The sequence below is a fragment of the Streptomyces sp. TG1A-60 genome (assembly GCF_037201975.1).
Lineage (GTDB): Bacteria > Actinomycetota > Actinomycetes > Streptomycetales > Streptomycetaceae > Streptomyces.
The window spans coordinates 125,315-143,431 of the sequence record NZ_CP147520.1 but is presented as its reverse complement, the minus strand read 5'-3'; the positions used below and the strand labels follow the sequence as shown (position 1 = coordinate 143,431).

General features: G+C 74.4%; 1 protein-coding gene (running past one end of the window). It reads left to right on the top strand.

Annotation, left to right across the window (positions count from 1 at the left end):
* Window positions 1-128: 128 nt before the first annotated feature.
* A protein-coding gene (locus WBG99_RS00190) for an SDR family NAD(P)-dependent oxidoreductase (RefSeq protein ID WP_338894320.1) crosses the window boundary here: on the top strand, window positions 129-18,117 show its beginning. 19,805 nt of this gene lie beyond the right edge of the window; the window shows 17,989 of its 37,794 coding nt (coding positions 1-17,989); it begins with the start codon at window positions 129-131; the stop codon falls past the right edge of the window.

Genomic DNA, 18,117 nt, shown 5'->3' with positions numbered 1-18,117 from the left:
GGGGTTGGCGCCGATGGACTCCCTACCTAATCTCGCATCCGCCGAGTGAACGCTGTCGCGATTTCCCCTGCGATTTCCCTTGCGATTTTCGTCCGGCCATTTCCGGCGCACTAAGTGTTGAGGTGTCCATGCCTGATGTCCATGCCGATGACGCTGCCATCGCCGTCGTAGGACTTTCTTGCCGTCTGCCGGGCGCCGCCACACCCCAAGCGTTCTGGAAAATGCTGTGCGAAGGCCTGGACGCGATCGGCGACATCCCCCTCGACCGGGGTGACCTCCCCGGCGAGGAGGTGCCGCGCCGCGGCGGATACCTCGACCGGATCGACGGATTCGACCCGGGCTTCTTCGGAATCTCGCCGCGCGAGGCCACCGCGATGGACCCGCAGCAGCGGCTCATGCTGGAGCTCAGCTGGGAGGCGCTCGAAGACGCCCGCATCGTCCCCGACAGCCTGCGGGGCAGCCGCACGGGCGTGTTCGTCGGCGTGATGGCCTCCGACTACGCCACCCTCGCCCAGCGCGGGGGCCCGGCGGAGATCGGCGGGCACACCCTGACCGGCCTGCAGCGCGGCATCATCGCCAACCGCGTCTCCTACGCCGTGGGGCTGCGCGGCCCCAGCATGACCGTCGACGCCGGACAGTCGTCCTCCCTGGTCGCCGTGCACGTCGCCGCCGACAGCCTGCGGCGCGGCGAGGCCACCCTCGCCCTGGCCGGCGGCGTGCACCTCAACGCCGCCCCGGAGAGCACCGTCGGCGCGGCCCGCTTCGGCGCGCTCTCCCCGGACGGCCGCTGTTACACCTTCGACGAACGCGCCAACGGGTACGTCCGTGGCGAGGGCGGCGTGGTCGTCGCCCTCAAGACCCTGGCCCGCGCCGTCGCCGACGGAGACCGCGTCTACTGCGTCATCCGCGGCAGCGCCGTCAACAACGACGGCGGCGGCGCCAGCCTGACCACGCCGAGCCGCGACGCCCAGGCCGACGTCCTGACCGCCGCCTACCGGCACGCCGGCGTCGCGCCCGACGCCGTACGGTACGTCGAGCTGCACGGCACCGGAACCGCCGTCGGCGACCCCGTCGAGGCGGCCGCCCTCGGCCGTGTCCTCGGCGCGGGCCGCACCCCCGACGAGGCGCTGCGGGTCGGGTCCGTCAAGACGAACATCGGCCACCTCGAAGGCGCCGCGGGCGCGGCCGGCCTGCTGAAGGCCGTACTCGCCGTGTCGAACCGACAGCTCCCGCCGAGCCTCAACTTCCGGCGCAACCCCCGGATCCCGCTGGACGAGCTCGGCCTGCGGGTCCAGACCGCACTCGGACCCTGGCCGCAGGGCCCGCGGATCGCGGGCGTGAGCTCCTTCGGCATGGGCGGCACCAACTGCCACGTCGTACTCGCCGAATGGCCGGGCCGGGCCGAGGCCCCCCGCGAGCGGACCGCGCGGCCCGACGCACCCGTCGCCTGGCCGCTCTCCGGCCGCACGGACGAGGCCCTGCGCGGCCAGGCCGCGAAGCTGCGCGCCCACCTCGAAGCGACCCCCGACGCCGACCTGGCGGACATCGGATTCTCCCTGGCGACCACCCGGGCGGCCTTCGACCGCCGGGCCGTCGTCGTGGGCCGCGGCCGGGACGACATGCTGCGCCGCCTCGGCGCGCTGGCCGCGGGCGAACCCGTACGCGGAGTGGTCCTCGGCGAGACCGACGAGGGCGGGACCGCGTTCCTGTTCACCGGTCAGGGTGCGCAGCGGGTCGGGATGGGCCGCGGCCTGTACGAGAGGCACCCGGTGTTCGCGGCCGCGTTCGACGAGCTGTGCGCCGAACTTGACCCCCGACTGGGCCGGTCGATCCGCGACGTGGTGTTCGAGGGCACCGACCTCGACCGTACGACGTGGACGCAGGCGAGCCTGTTCGTCGTCGAGGTGGCGCTCTTCCGGCTGCTCACGTCCTGGGGCGTGACCCCGGACCACCTCCTTGGGCACTCGATCGGCGAGGTCGCGGCCGCGCACTGCGCCGGCATCCTGTCCGTCCAGGACGCCTGCGCGCTGGTGGCGGCGAGGGGCCGGCTGATGCAGGCACTGCCGGACGGCGGCGCGATGCTGGCCGTGCAGGCCACCGAGGCCGAGGCGCGGGAGGCGATCGGCGGCCGACTGGACGTCGCCGCCGTCAACAGTCCCACCGCGGTGGTGGTCTCCGGTCCCGCCGACGTCGTCGACGAGTTCGCGGCGCGATGGGCCGCCGAGGGCCGCAGGACGAGCCGGCTGACGGTGTCGCACGCGTTCCACTCGGCCCTGATGGAGCCGATGCTCGCCGAGTACAGGACCGTCCTCGCCTCGCTGACGTTCGCCGCACCTCGGATCCCGGTGGTGTCGAACCTGACCGGGACCGTCGCCGAGCCCGATCTGATGCGCACTCCGGACTACTGGGTGCGGCAGGTCCGCGAGGCGGTCCGGTTCGGCGACGGGGTCGCATGCCTGGCCGACCGGGGTGTGACCCGCTTCCTGGAACTCGGCCCCGACGGCGTGCTGTGCGGGATGGCACGGCAGGCCGGTGCCGAGGGAACGCTCGTGCCCGCCCTGCGCCGGGACCGCGACGACGCCGAGACCCTGCTGACCGCCGTGACCCGGCTGTACACCGCCGGCGTGCCGCTCGACTGGGCCGCAGTGTCCGCGGGCCACGACCCCCGCACCGTCGACCTGCCCACCTACGCCTTCCAGCGCCGCCGCTTCTGGCTGGACACCGTACGTCCGGCGGCCGGACCCGCGCCGACGGCGGACCCGGCCGAGACGCCGGAGACGCCCGCGACGCCGGACACGGCCGAGACGCCCGCAACGCCCGGGACGACGGACGGGATCGCGGCCGAGCGGCGCGACGACCGGGCCCTCCTGCACCAGATCCGCGCCCAGGTCGCCGCCGTACTCGACTACGAGAACCCCGGCGACGTCGACACCCGCCTCACCTTCCGCGACCTCGGGTTCGACTCGCTCACGGCCGTCGAACTCCGCGACCGGCTCGCCGAGGCCACCCGGCTGCGGCTCCCGGAGTCCCTGCTCTTCGACCACCCGACCCCGCTGCGGCTGGCCGAGCACCTCGCCGGGATGCTGCACGGCGAACCCGCCGAGGTGACGCCCACCGCACCGGCGCCCGGCGCCCCCACCGACGAACCGATCGCGATCGTCGCCATGAGCTGCCGGTACGCGGGACGGATCGACACACCCGAAGCCCTCTGGCACGTGGTCTCCGAAGGCGACGACCTCGTCTCCGGGTTCCCCGACGACCGCGGGTGGGACATCGCGGGCATCTACGCCGACGAGTCCCGCAACCCGCACGGCACGCTCACCCCCGCGGGCGCGTTCCTCACCGACGCGACCCGTTTCGACGCGGCGTTCTTCGGCATCTCCCCGCGCGAGGCGCTGGCGATGGACCCGCAGCAGCGGCTGCTGCTCGAGACGGCCTGGGAGGCCGTCGAGCGCCTCGGCGTCGACCCGGCGTCGCTGCGCGGCAGCCGGACCGGCGTGTTCGTCGGCGCCACGGCACAGGACTACGGCCCCCGCCTGCACGAGGCCCCCGCCGACCTCGAAGGCCACCTGCTGACCGGCAACACCGCGAGCGTCGCCTCCGGGCGCATCGCCTACGTACTCGGCCTTGAGGGCCCGGCGGTCACCGTGGACACGGCCTGTTCGTCCTCGCTGGTGGCACTGCACCTGGCCGCCCAGTCCCTGCGGCTCGGAGAGTGCACCCTCGCGCTGGCCGGCGGGGCCACCGTACTGGTGACGCCCGGCATGTTCGTCGAGTTCAGCAAGCAGCAGGGCCTCGCGGCCGACGGGCGCTGCAAGGCGTTCGCAGAGGGCGCCGACGGCACCGGCTGGGGCGAGGGCGTCGGACTGCTCGCCCTGGAACGGCTCTCGGACGCGCGACGCCTTGGCCACCCGGTGCTCGCCGTGATCCGGGGCAGCGCCATCAACCAGGACGGCGCCTCCAACGGCCTCTCCGCGCCGAACGGGCCCTCCCAGGAGCGCGTGATCCAGCAGGCGCTCGCCGGCGGCGGACTCGGCCCGGCCGATGTGGACGCCGTCGAGGCGCACGGCACCGGGACCGCGCTCGGCGACCCGATCGAGGCACAGGCACTGCTGGCCACCTACGGACAGGACCGGCCCGCGGACTACCCGCTCTGGCTCGGTTCGGTGAAGTCGAACATCGGGCACACCCAGGCCGCCGCGGGCGTGGCCGGCGTCATCAAGATGGTCCAGGCGATGCGGCACGGACAGCTGCCGCGCACCCTGCACGCCGACACGCCCTCCAGCCGGGTGGACTGGAGCGCCGGCGCCGTCCGTCTGCTGACCGAGGCCCGGCCGTGGCCCGAGCACGGACGTCCACGACGGGCCGCGGTGTCGTCGTTCGGGATCAGCGGCACGAACGCCCACATGATCATCGAGGGCGTGCCGGAATCCGCCACCACGGGCTCGACCACACCGGCCGGCCCCCTGGCGTTCCCGCTCTCCGCCCGTGGCGACGCCGCGTTGCGCGCCCACGCCACGCGCCTCGCCGAGGCCGTCCGTACCACGGCCGACCTGGCGGACATCGGCCTTTCCCTGGCCGTCCGCGCCGACTTCGACCACCGGGCCGTGGTGATCGCCGCCGACCGCGCGGAACTCCTCACCGGCCTGGACGCCTTGGCCGGCGCGACCCCCGCGCCGCACCTGACCCAGGGCACGGCGGGCGCCCCCGACGGCCCCGTGTTCATCTTCCCCGGCCAGGGCTCGCAGTGGGAGGGCATGGCCGCCGAACTGTACGCGGCCTCCGATGTCTTCCGCGACGAGATCACCGCGTGCGCCGAAGCACTCGCCCCGCACACGGACTGGTCGCTGATCGACGTCCTGCACGGCGCGCCCGACGCACCCTCCCTGGACCGCGTCGACGTGGTCCAGCCCGCACTGTTCGCGGTGATGGTGTCGCTGGCGAAGCTCTGGCAGCACGCGGGCGTCGTTCCCGCGGCCGTCGTCGGACACTCCCAGGGCGAGATCGCCGCGGCGCACGTCGCCGGCGGCCTCTCCCTGGAGGACGCGGCCCGCATCGTCGCACTGCGCAGCCGCTACCTGCGGGCCCTCGCGGGCACCGGCGGGATGGCATCGATACCGCTGCCGACCGCACAGGTGCGGGAACGCATCGAACGGTTCGACGGCAGAGTCAGCATCGCCGCCCACAACGGCCCCTCCACCACCGTCGTCTCCGGCGCGGGTGAAGCCCTCGACGAACTCATCGAGGAATGCCGGTCACAGGGCGTCCGCGCCCGGCGCGTCCCCGTGGACTACGCCTCGCACTCGCCGGACGTCGACCCGCTGCGGGAGGAACTGCTCGCCGCGCTCGCCGGGATCGTCCCGCGCGAGGGCCGTATCGCGTTCTACTCCACGGTCACCGGCGACCGCCTGCCCACCACCGAACTGGACGCCGACTACTGGTTCCGCAACCTGCGCCACGTCGTCCGGTTCGAACCCACCGTACGAGCGCTGCTGTCGGCCGGCCACCGAACCTTCGTGGAGTCGAGCCCGCACCCCGTGCTCACCCTCGGAGTCCAGGAAACCCTGGAGGCCGAGGGCGACGACGGTGTCGTCCTCGGCACCCTCCGCCGCGACCACGGCGGCCGCGACCGGTTCCTCGCGGCGCTGGCAGAGGCGTACGTGAACGGCGTCGAGGTCGACTGGCCGGTCTCCTTCCCCGCCACCGCCCGCCACGTGCCGCTGCCCACCTACCCCTTCCAGCGGGAGAGGTACTGGCTGGCGCCCGGCGCGGGCGCCACCGACGCGACCGGCCTCGGCCTCGAACCCGCCGACCACCCCCTGGTCGGAGCCACGGTCACCCTCGCGGGCGACGACACCCTCGTCCTCACCGGCCGGCTCTCCGCGGCCGACCATCCGTGGCTCGCCGACCACGTCGTCCGGGGCGAGGTCGTCCTTCCCGGCTCCGCCCTCGTCGACCTCGCGCTGCACGCGGGACTGCGATGCGGATACCCGCACCTGGAGGACCTCACCCTGCAGAGCCCACTGATCGTGGCGGCGGACGGCTCGATCCACGTACAGGTCGTGCTGCTGCCGCCGGACGACACGGGACGCCGCCCGGTTACCGTCCACTCCCGGCCGCGGCCCGACGCCGACGAACGCCCGTGGACCTGGCACGCGACCGGCGCCCTGAGCGCCGAGCCGTCCGCCGCGCCCGTACGGCAGGGCGCCTGGCCGCCCGCGGACGCCGTACCGCTCGCGATCGAGCACGCCTACCCCGCACTCGCCGACCAGGGATACGCGTATGGCCCCGCCTTCCAGGGTTTGACGGCCGCCTGGCGGCGCGGTGACGAACTGTTCGCCGAGGCCACCCTCCCCGAGACCCTCCCGACCGAGGAGTTCGGCATCCACCCGGCGCTCCTTGACGCCGCCCTGCACGTGCTGTTGATCGACGGAGACCCGACGCGTACCCGGCTCGCCTTCTCCTTCACCGGCGTATCCCTGCACGCCTCCGGAGCGACCACGGTCCGCGTGCACATCACGCCTTCCGGACCCGACGGCTCCGTCTCCGTCGCGCTGACCGACCCGGCGGGCGCGGCCGTCCTCGACATCGACACCCTCGTCCTGCGACCGGTCGATCCGGAGCACATGGCCGCGGCCCCCGCCGCCGCCGAACCGCTCTACCGCCTCGACTGGATCACACCGGCCGAGCCCGCCCCGGCCGCCACGAGCGACTGGACGGTCCTCGACGACATCGAGCAGGGCATGCCGCCCGCCGACGGCGCCGTCCCGGTCCCCGCCGCCGTCATCGTCCCCGTCTCCGGAGACACGGACGCACCCGCCGAGAGCGCGCACGCCCTGACCCGGTCCGCCCTCGGGCTGATCCAGACCTTCCTGGCCGACGAGACCCGGGCCGATTCCCGGCTCGTCCTCCTCACCCGGCAGGCCGTCGCCGCCGGCCCGGACGAGGACGTGCACGACCTCGCCGCGGCCGCCGTCCTCGGCCTGGCCCGCAGCGCCCAGATCGAGCACCCCGGCCGGATCCTCCTCGTCGACCACGACGGCCACGGGACCACCGACGACACCCTTCGCGCGGCCCTCGCGGCGGTCGACGAGCCGCAACTCGCCGTCCGCGACGGCCGGCTCCTGGCACCCCGCCTGGCCAGGACCGCATCCCAGCCCGCCCGGTCACCGTTCGACCCCGACGGCACGGTCCTGCTGACCGGCGGCACCGGCGCGATCGGCCGCCTGCTGGCCAGACACCTGGTCACCGCGCACGGCGTACGGCACCTGCTGCTCGTCAGCCGCCGCGGCATGACCGACGACGACCTGGCCGAACTGACGGCCGGCCTGGACGCCGAAGTCACCGCCGGCGCCTGCGACGTCTCCGACGAGGACGCCCTCGCCGCCCTGCTTGCCGGCATCCCCGCCGCGCACCCGCTCACCGCCGTGGTGCACGCCGCCGGTGTCGTCGACGACGCCTCCGTCCAGCGGCTCCGCCCGGAACAGCTCGACGCCGTGCTGCGCCCGAAGGCCGACGCGGCCTGGAACCTGCACCGGCTCACCCGTGACATCGACCTGACCGCGTTCGTGGTCTTCTCCTCGCTTGCCAGCACCGTCGGCACCGCGGGCCAGGGCAGCTACGGCGCCGCCAACGCCTTCCTCGACGCCCTGGCCCAGCACCGGCACGCCCACGGGCTGCCCGCACAGGCACTGCTCTCCGGGCTCTGGGCGCAGGACCACGGCATGGGCGGGCGGCTCGGCGACGCCGACCGGGCCCGCCTGATCCGCGGCGGCCTCGACCCGATGACCGCGGAACAGGGACTGGCCCTCTTCGACGCGGCCCTGGCCGACGGCCGCCCGCTGATCGCCCCCGCACGCATCGGCGTCGCCGAAGCGGCCACCCGCGCCGAGCCGGTGCCCGCCGTACTGCGCGGCCTGATCCGCACCCCGCTGCGCCGGGCCGCGGCCGCCACGGCCGCGAGCGGCCTCGCCGACCGACTGGCGACGATGCCCGCGGCCGACCGCCGCCGCACCCTCCTTGACCTCGTCCGGTCGAGCGCCGCGAGCGCCCTTGGACACTCCGATCCGGCCGGGATCGCGGTGGACGGTGCGTTCAAGTCCCTCGGATTCGACTCGCTGATCGCCGTGGAGTTCCGCAACCGGCTCAACGCGGCCTCTGGCCTGCGGCTTTCCACCACCGTGGCCTTCGACCACCCCACGCCGGGCGCCCTCGCCGACCACCTGCTCGCCCTGCTGACCTCCGGGGCGAGCGCCCCCGCCGGCACGGCGCCGACGGCGCCGGCCGCCGACCCGGCCGAGCCGATCGCGATCGTCGCGATGGGCTGCCGCTACCCGGGCGGCATCGGCTCCCCGGAAGAACTGTGGCAGGTGGTGGCCGAACGGGGCGACGTCATCTCGTTGCTGCCGACCAACCGCGGCTGGGACCTCGACCGGCTCTACCACGCCGACCCCGACGAGCTGGGCCGCTCGTACACCCGCGAAGGCGGCTTCCTGCACGACGCGGACCGGTTCGACGCCGAGTTCTTCGGCATCTCGCCGCGCGAGGCCGCCGCCGCCGACCCACAGCAGCGACTGCTCCTGGAGACCGCCTGGGAGGTCGTCGAACGGGCCGGCATCGACCCGACGGCACTGCGCCACAGCGCGACCGGCGTGTTCACAGGTGTCGCCTCCCCGGAGTACGGCCCCCGGATGGACCACGCCCTTGAGGGCTACGAGGGCTACCGGGTCACCGGCAACGCGGGAAGCGTCGCCTCCGGCCGCGTGGCGTACGCGCTGGGCCTGGAGGGTCCCGCGGTCACGGTGGACACGGCGTGCTCCTCGTCCCTTGTGGCGCTCCACCTCGCCGTGCAGGCCCTGCGCAACGGCGACTGCGACCTGGCCCTGGCCGGCGGCGCCGCCGTCATGTCCCACCCCGGCCTGTTCATCGAGTTCAGCCGCCTGCGCGGTCTGTCCGACGACGGCCGTTGCCGCGCCTTCGGATCCGGCGCGGACGGGTTCGGCCTGGCCGAAGGCGTCGGCCTGGTCATGCTGGAGCGGTTGTCGGACGCGCGCCGCAACGGTCACGAGATCCTGGCGGTGGTCCGGGGCAGCGCGGTCAACCAGGACGGTGCGTCGAACGGTCTGACGGCGCCGAACGGTCCTTCGCAGGAGCGGGTGATCCGGCAGGCGTTGGCGAGTGCAGAGCTGTCGTCTTCTGATGTGGACGCGGTGGAGGCGCACGGTACGGGTACGAGGCTTGGTGACCCGATCGAGGCGCAGGCGCTCCTTGCCACGTACGGTCAAGATCGGTCTGAGGGCCGGCCGTTGTGGCTGGGTTCGGTGAAGTCGAACATCGGGCACACGCAGGCCGCGGCGGGTGTGGCCGGTGTGATCAAGATGGTCCTTGCGATGCGTCATGGAGTGCTTCCCGCGACGTTGCATGTGGACGAGCCGACTCCGCAGGTGGACTGGTCGGCGGGTGCGGTGGAGCTGTTGGCCGAGGAGCGTGTCTGGCCGGAGACGGACCGACCGCGCCGGGCGGGTGTGTCCTCCTTCGGCATCAGCGGCACCAACGCGCACGTGATCCTCGAGAGCGTTCCGAGCCCGGCCGAACGACCCGAGCCCCAGGCTGCTCCCGCCGGCCCCGTCCCGTGGTTGGTGTCGGGCCACACGCCCGAGGCATTGGTGGCACAGGGCCGCCGACTGCGCGATCACGTGGCGGCCGAGCCGGACCTTTCGGCGACCGATGTGGCTCGGTCGCTGTTGTCGCGGGCGGGTCTGGAGCATCGTGCGGTGGTGCTGGGTGGGGACCGGGCCGTGATGTTGGACGGCTTGGGTGTGCTCGGTGGTGAGGGTGTGGTGCGGGGCCGGGTCGTTCCCGGTGATGTGGCGTTCGTGTTCCCGGGGCAGGGTTCGCAGTGGGTCGGGATGGCGCGTGAACTGGCGGAGTCGTCGCCGGTGTTCGCCGACCGACTGGCGGAGTGTGAGGCGGCGCTGGCTCCGTTCGTGTCGTGGTCGTTGGGCGATGTGCTGCGTGGGGCCGGGGATCTGGACCGGGTGGATGTGGTTCAGCCGGTGTTGTGGGCGGTGATGGTGTCGCTTGCTGCGGTGTGGCGGGCGCATGGTGTGGAGCCGTCGGCGGTGGTGGGTCACTCGCAGGGTGAGATCGCCGCCGCGGTGGTGGCGGGCGGGCTGTCGGTCGAGGACGGTGCGCGTGTGGTGGCGCTGCGCAGTCGGGCTCTGGTGGAGCTGGCGGGCACGGGCGGGATGGTGTCGGTCGCGGCGGGGAGTGCCGTGGTCGGGGAGTTGATCGGTTCGTTCGGGGGCCGGTTGTCGGTGGCGGCGGTGAACGGTCCGTCGTCGACGGTGGTGTCGGGTGAGCCGGAGGCGCTGGACGCGCTGGTGGCGTTGTGTGAGGTGCGGGAGGTCCGCGCGCGGCGTATTCCGGTGGACTACGCCTCGCATTCGGCGCAGGTGGATCGGCTCCGGGAGCGGATTCTTGAGGATCTCGCCGGGGTTGTGCCGAGGACTTCTGATGTTCCGTTGTATTCGACGGTGACGGGTGCGCCGATCGATACGGCGGGGATGGACGCGGGGTACTGGTTCGAGAATCTGCGCTCGACGGTGCGGTTCGAGGAGGCGACGCGGGCCCTGCTGGGTGCGGGCCGGTCGGTGTTCGTGGAGTGCAGCCCCCACCCGGTGCTGACGGTGGGTGTGCAGGAGACCGCCGAGGATGCCGGGGCCGACGCTGCCGTGGTGGGCACGTTGCGGCGTGGCCGGGGTGGCCTGGACCAGGTGCTCGCGGTGCTGGCGGAGGCGTGGACGGCGGGTGTGGAGGTCGACTTCACCCCGGTCGTGGCCGGGGGCCGGCGGGTTGGTCTGCCGACGTATGCGTTCCAGCGGGAGCGGTACTGGTTGGAGCCGGTGTCGGTGGCGGCCGGTGGTGATCCGGTGGAGGCGCGGTTCTGGGATGCCGTCGAGCGTGAGGACCTCGCCGAACTGACGCAAGCCCTCGACCTGGACGACACGCCGGAACCGCTCGGTTCGGTGCTGCCCGCGCTTGCCGACTGGCGGCGTCGCCGCCGGGACCGTACGACCGTGGACTCCTGGCGCTACCGGATCGGCTGGAAGACGATCGACGGCCCCCGCGGCCCGGTCTCACTGCCGGGCACCTGGCTCGTGGTGGCCGCCGACGTGGTGGCCGCCGACGAGGTGATCGCGGCGATGCGCACCGTCGGCGCGGAGACCGTGACCCTGGTCGTCCCCGACCCGGCCGTCGGCCGCGAGGCGATGGCCGACGCGATCCGCGGCACGCTCCTGTCGGTCGGCCCCCTCACCGGCGTGGTCTCCCTCGTGGGCCTGGCCGAGGAACATCTCGCCGGTACGGCGCTGCCCTCGGGCGTCGCCATCTCGCTGACCCTGGTACAGGCACTCGGCGATGCCGAGATCACCGCCCCGCTGTGGACGCTGACCCGCGGCGCGGTGTCGACGGGCCGGGCCGACCGCCTCGCCCACCCGGTCCAGGCCCAGCTCTGGGGCCTCGGCCGGACGATGGCCCTGGAACACCCGGACCGCTGCGGCGGCCTCATCGACCTGCCGCCCGTCCTCGACGAGCGCGCGGGGCGGCGCCTCGCCGCGGTCCTGTCCGGCGTCACCGGTGAGGACCAGACGGCGGTGCGCCCCTCCGGGACGTTCGCGGCCCGCCTCCTTCGCGCCCCCGAGACCGCCCCGCCCGCCGGGACGCGGCCGCTGTCCGGGACCGTCCTGGTCACCGGGGCCGACGGCGCCCTCGGCCGGGAGGCCGCGCGGTGGGCGGCCGGGCGCGGTGCTCCGAGCCTGGTCCTTGCCGGTACCGACGGTCCGGCTCCGGAGCTCGTCGAGCTCGCGGCGGAGCTCACCGGAGCGGGCACCCCGACGACAGCCGTCTCGTGTGACATCGCGGACCCCTCCGCGCTGGCCGCGATGCTGGCGGAGCACCCCGTCACGGCCGTGGTCCACACGGCCGAGGTCGGTCCCACCGACGTGCTCGACCGGACCGGTCCCGCCGAATTCGCGGACGTGCTCGCCGCGAAGACCAGCGGAGCCGCCCACCTACACGCCGCACTGGCGGACGCCCCGCTGGACGCGTTCGTCCTGTTCTCCTCGATCGCCGGGGTCTGGGGCAGCGGCGGCCAGGCCGCCTACGCGGCGGGCAACAGCTTCCTGGACGCCCTGGCCGAGCACCGCCGCTCCCAGGGCCTCCCGGCGACCTCCGTCGCATGGGGACCGTGGGCGGGGGTCGTTCCGGACGGCCGCGGCCCGGACTTCCTGCGCCGCCGGGGCCTCACGGCCATGGACGCGCGACTGGCCCGGGCGGCCCTGGACAGGGCCGTCGACCACGACGAGGCGACCGTGGTCGTCGCCGACGTCGACTGGCCGACGTTCGCGGCGTCCTTCACCTCGGTCCGGCCCAGCCCGCTGCTCGCGGACCTGCCCGGCTCGCGGACGCCCGTGGCGGCACGCGAGGCCGAGGCCGGGACCGGGTCCGCGTGGACGGGACGGATCGCCTCGCTGTCCGCCGCCGAGCGCGAGCGGGAGACGCTGGCCATCGTCCGGGCGGAGGTCGCGGCGGTGCTCGGGCACGCCGACCCGAGCGGTCTCGAGACCGGCCGGACGTTCAAGGACTTCGGTTTCGACTCGCTGACCGCGGTGGAGCTGGGCAAGCGCCTGGCGGCCGGCACCGGCACCCCCGTACCGGCCACGGCCGTCTTCGACCACCCGACGATCGGCGAGATGACGCGGTACCTCGTCGGCGGGCTCGACTCCGGCCCGGCCGCGACGGCGACGGCCGCCACCGACGAACCGATCGCGATCATCGGCATGAGCTGCCGCTTCCCCGGCGGCATCGAGGGCCCCGAGGACCTCTGGCGGCTGGTCGCCGCCGGAGGGGACGCCATCACCGGCTTCCCCGCCGACCGCGGATGGGACATCGAGTCCCTCTACGACCCCGATCCCGACCGGCACGGCCGTACGTACGTCACGTCGGGCGGCTTCCTCGCCGGGGCGGGCGACTTCGACGCCGGGCTGTTCGGGATCTCACCGCGCGAGGCCCTCGCCATGGATCCGCAGCAGCGGCTGCTCCTGGAGGCCGCCTGGGAGGCGTTCGAGGACGCCGGCATCGACACTGCCGCCGTACGCGGCAGCCAGGGCGGCGTCTTCATCGGCATGACCTCCTCGGGCTACGGGCAGGGAGTGGCACTGCCGGAGGGCGTGGAAGGACACGTCCTGACCGGCACCACGACAAGCGTGGCGTCCGGCCGGCTGGCGTACACCTTCGGTCTGGAAGGGCCCGCGGTCACGGTGGACACCGCGTGTTCGTCGTCGCTCGTGGCCTTGCACATGGCGGCTGCGGCGCTCCGTTCCGGGGAGTGCGCGATGGCGCTCGCGGGCGGCGTGACCGTGATGGTGACGCCCGATTCCTTCATCGAGTTCAGCCGGCAGCGCGGGCTCGCGGCCGACGGCCGCTGCAAGCCGTTCTCGGCGGCGGCCGACGGCACCAGCTGGTCCGAAGGCGTCGGCGTGCTGCTCGTCGAGCGGCTTTCCGACGCCCGCCGCAACGGGCACGAGGTGCTGGCCGTCCTGCGCGGTAGCGCCGTCAACCAGGACGGTGCGTCCAACGGTCTGACCGCGCCGAACGGTCCTGCCCAGCAGCGGGTGATCCGCCAGGCGCTGGCCAACGCCCGCCTGGAGGCGTCCGAGGTGGACGCCGTGGAGGCGCACGGCACGGGCACCCGCCTCGGCGACCCGATCGAGGCGCAGGCGCTCCTCGCGACGTACGGTCAGGACCGGCCCGAAGACCAGCCGCTGTGGCTGGGATCGGTCAAGTCGAACATCGGGCACACCCAGGCCGCCGCGGGCGTCGCCGGTGTGATCAAGATGATCATGGCGATGCGCCACGGCGAACTGCCCGGCACCCTCCACCTGGACGCCGCCTCGCCGCACGTGGACTGGTCGGCGGGCGCGATCGAACTGCTGACCTCCGCACAGCCGTGGCCCGAGAACGGCCGGCCGCTGCGCGCCGCGGTCTCCTCGTTCGGCGTCAGCGGTACGAACGCCCACGTCATCCTCGAAAGCGCCCCGACGACGCAGGACACGACGCGGGACACGGCGCTGGACTCCGCGGGGCCCACGGCGGACGTCCCGGTCCCGTGGCTGCTGTCGGCCGCCGACCCGACGGCGCTCGCCGCACAGGCCGACCAGCTGCGCGCCTTCGCGGACAGCGGCACCGGTGGCGCGGACACCGCCGACGCGCACATCGCCGACATCGCCGACATCGCCGACATCGCGGTGTCGCTGGCCACCGCCCGCACCGGTCTGGCGCACCGGGCCGTGGTCCTGGCCCCGGACCGCCCCGGCCTGCTGAGCGGCCTGGCGACCCTGACGACCGGCGCCGACGCACCCGGCGTCGTCCGGGGCGACGCGACCGACGGCCGGTCGGCGTTCCTGTTCTCCGGCCAGGGCTCCCAGCGACCCGGCATGGGGCGTGAGCTCTACGCCGCGTTCCCCGCGTTCGCGGACGCCCTCGACGCCGTCTGCGTCCGCCTCGACACGACCTTGGACCGCCCCCTGCGCGACGTGATGTTCGCCGGGGCGGGCACCCCGGAGGCGTCCCTCCTGGACCGGACCGCCTTCACCCAGGCCGCCCTGTTCGCCTTCGAGGTGGCGCAGTACCGGCTGCTGGAGTTGTGGGGGGTGCGCCCGGACTTCCTGCTCGGCCACTCGATCGGCGAACTGGCCGCCGCGCACGCCGCCGGTGTGTTGTCCCTCGACGACGCGACCACCCTGGTCGCCGCCCGCGGCAGGCTGATGCAGGCGCTGCCGGTTGGCGGCGCGATGCTGGCCGTCGAGGCCGACGAGACCCTGGTCGCCGAGGCACTCACCACGTTCGACGGCCGGGTCGGCATCGCCGCCGTGAACGGCCCCCGGGCCGTCGTCGTGTCCGGACCCGAGGACGCCGTCACCGCACTGGAAGAACGCTGGCGGGCCGAGGGCCACCGGACGAACCGGCTGCGGGTCTCGCACGCCTTCCACTCGGCGCTGATGGAACCGATGCTCGCGGAGTTCCGGGCCGTCGCCGAAGGGCTGACGTACCAGCCGCCGCGGATCCCGGTCGTGTCGAACCTGACCGGCACCCTCGCCGACACCGAGGAGATCTGCGCACCCGAGTACTGGGTCCGGCACGTCCGGGAAGCCGTCCGGTTCGCCGACGGCGTGACCTCGCTGGCCCGCCAGGGAGCCGACCGGTTCCTGGAGATCGGCCCGCACTCGGTGCTCACCGCGATGGCACGCCTCACCCTGGACACCGCCATGGTGGCGCCGACCTCCCGGGGAGACCGGCCGGAGGCGGAGGCACTGCTGCGCGGGGTCGCGACCGCCTGGGCGCACGGAGCCGACGTGGACTGGTCCGCGGTGCTCGCGGACCGCGGAGGCCGCCGGATCAGCCTGCCGTCGTACGCCTTCCAGCGACAGCGGTACTGGCTCCGCCCCGGCCCGGCCACGGCCGACGTGGCCGGCGCCGGTCTGCTGGAGACCGAACACCCCCTCCTGCACGCCGCAGTACCGCTCGCGGACGGGGTCGGCGCGCTCCTGACCGGACGCCTCTCCCTGGCGGCGCAACCCTGGCTGGCCGACCACGCCGTCCGGGGACGGGCGATCCTGCCGGGCACCGGCTTCGTGGAGCTGGCACTGCGCGCCGGCCGCGAAGTCGGCTGCACCGCGCTGCGCGAGCTGATGCTCGAAGCGCCGCTCGTCGTCCCCGCGACCGGCGGCGTGCGCGTCCAGGTGCGGGTGGGCGACACGGACGGCACGGGCGACCGACCGGTGACGGTCCACGCACAGCCCGACGGGGCCGTCGGCTGGACGCGCCACGCCGCCGGAGCCCTGACCACGCAGCACGAAACCGAACCGTACGACTTCTCCGCGTGGCCGCCGCCCGGCACGGAACCGGTCGAACTGGACGGCTACTACGACCGCCTGACCGAGGCCGGCTACGGCTACGGCCCGGTGTTCCGCGGGCTGCGCACCGCATGGCGGGGCGATGACGCCGTCTACGCCGAGATCGTCCTGCCGCCGACCGCCGCCGAGGAGGCGGGCGCGTTCGGCGTCCACCCCGCACTCCTCGACGCCGCCATGCACGCCGTCACCATCGGCGGATTCCTCGACGGCACCGGGGCGACGCCGCTGCCGTTCGTCTGGTCCGGCGTGTCCCTGCACGCGACGGGCGCGTCCGTCGCACGGGTCCGGCTCGCCTCCGCAGGCAAGGACGCGGTGTCGATCCAGGTCGCCGACGCCACCGGTGCGCCGGTGGTCGACGTCCGGTCGCTGACCCTGCGGCCGGTGAGCGACGTCCGGTCGGACGCGCGCCGCGCGGAGGCCGGCGACGCGCTGTTCGCGGTCGAGTGGACCGCGCTGCCCGGCGCGTCCGCTGCCGGGGACCGCGTCGTCGCCGAGCCGTCCGCCGTGGAGGACGGCGGGAGTTCCGCCCCCCTCGTGGTGCACCGGATCGCCGCGCCCGGTCCCGACCTCGCCGCCCATGTCCGTACGACGACGGCCGACGTCCTCGGTGTCGTACAGCGGTGGCTCGCCGCCGAACGGCACGAGGCGTCCCGGCTCGTCATCGTCACCCGGGGCGCGGTGGCCGCGTACCCGGGCGCCGACCTGACCGATCCGGCGGGCGCCGCCGTGTGGGGCCTGCTGCGATCGGCGCAGGCAGAGCACCCGGACCGGTTCGTCCTGCTCGACGACGACGGTTCGGCCTCCTGGGACCAGGTCCGGCACGCGGTGGAGCGGGGGGAGACCCAGCTCGCGGCCCGCGGCGGCGAACTGCACGCGCCCCGGCTCGTACGGGTGCGCCCCTCGGCCGCCCTTGCCGTCCCCGACGACACGGCCGCCTGGCGGCTGGACGTCACCGAAGCCGGCACTCTGACGAGCCTGAGGCTGCTGCCGTCCGACACGGCCGACCGCCCGCTGGGCCCCGACGAGGTACGCGTGGGGGGCCGCGCGGCCGGAGTGAACTTCCGGGACGTGCTCCTCGCGCTCGGCATGTACCCGGAGCGCGCCGAGATGGGCTCCGAAGGCGCGGGCGTCGTCCTGGAGGTCGGCGCCGACGTGACCGACCTCGCCCCCGGTGAGCGGGTCTTCGGCCTGTTCCCCGGCGGGTTCGGCCCGATCGCCGTCGCCGACCGGCCGAGGCTCGCGCGGATCCCCGCCGGCTGGTCGTTCACCGAGGCCGCCTCGATGCCGGTCGCCTTCGTGACCGCGTACTACGGCCTCGTCGACGTGGCGGCGGCCCGGCCCGGGGAAGCGGTCGTGGTGCACGCGGCCGCCGGCGGCGTCGGCATGGCCGCCGTGCAACTGGCGCGGCACCTGGGACTGGAGGTGTTCGGCACCGCGAGCCCCCGCAAGTGGGACGTACTGCGCTCACTCGGCCTGGACGACGCGCACATCGCCTCCTCGCGCGATCTCTCCTTCGAGGAATCGTTCCGCGCGGCGACCGGCGGACGCGGCGTCGACGTGGTGCTGAACTCGCTGGCCGGCGAGTTCGTCGACGCCTCGCTGCGGCTGCTGGCCGGCGGCGGCCGCTTCGCCGACATGGGCAAGGCCGACCTGCGCGACAGCGCACAGGTCGCGGACGCCCATCCGGGCGTGCGGTACCGGGCCTTCGACCCGTCCGAGGCCGGTGCCCGACGGATGGGCGAGATCCTGACCGAGGTGCTCGGGCTCTGCGAGTCCGGGGCGTTGCGGCTGCTGCCTATCACCGCCTGGGACGTCCGCGACGCGGCAGCGGCCTTCCAGCACATCAGCCAGGCCAAGCACGTCGGCAAGAACGTCCTGACCGTGCCCGCCACCCTCGATCCGGCCGGAACGGTCCTGATCACCGGCGGAACCGGCACCCTGGGCGGCCTGATCGCCCGCCACCTGGTGGCCGAGCACGGCGTCCGGCACCTGCTGCTGATCAGCCGCAGCGGCCCGGCGGCCCCCGAAGCCGCGCGGCTCGTCCTGGAACTGGAGGAGTCGGGAGCGTCGGTCACGGTCACGGCCTGCGACGCCGCCGACCGGGACGCGCTGGCCGACGTACTGGCCGCGATTCCGGCCGCGC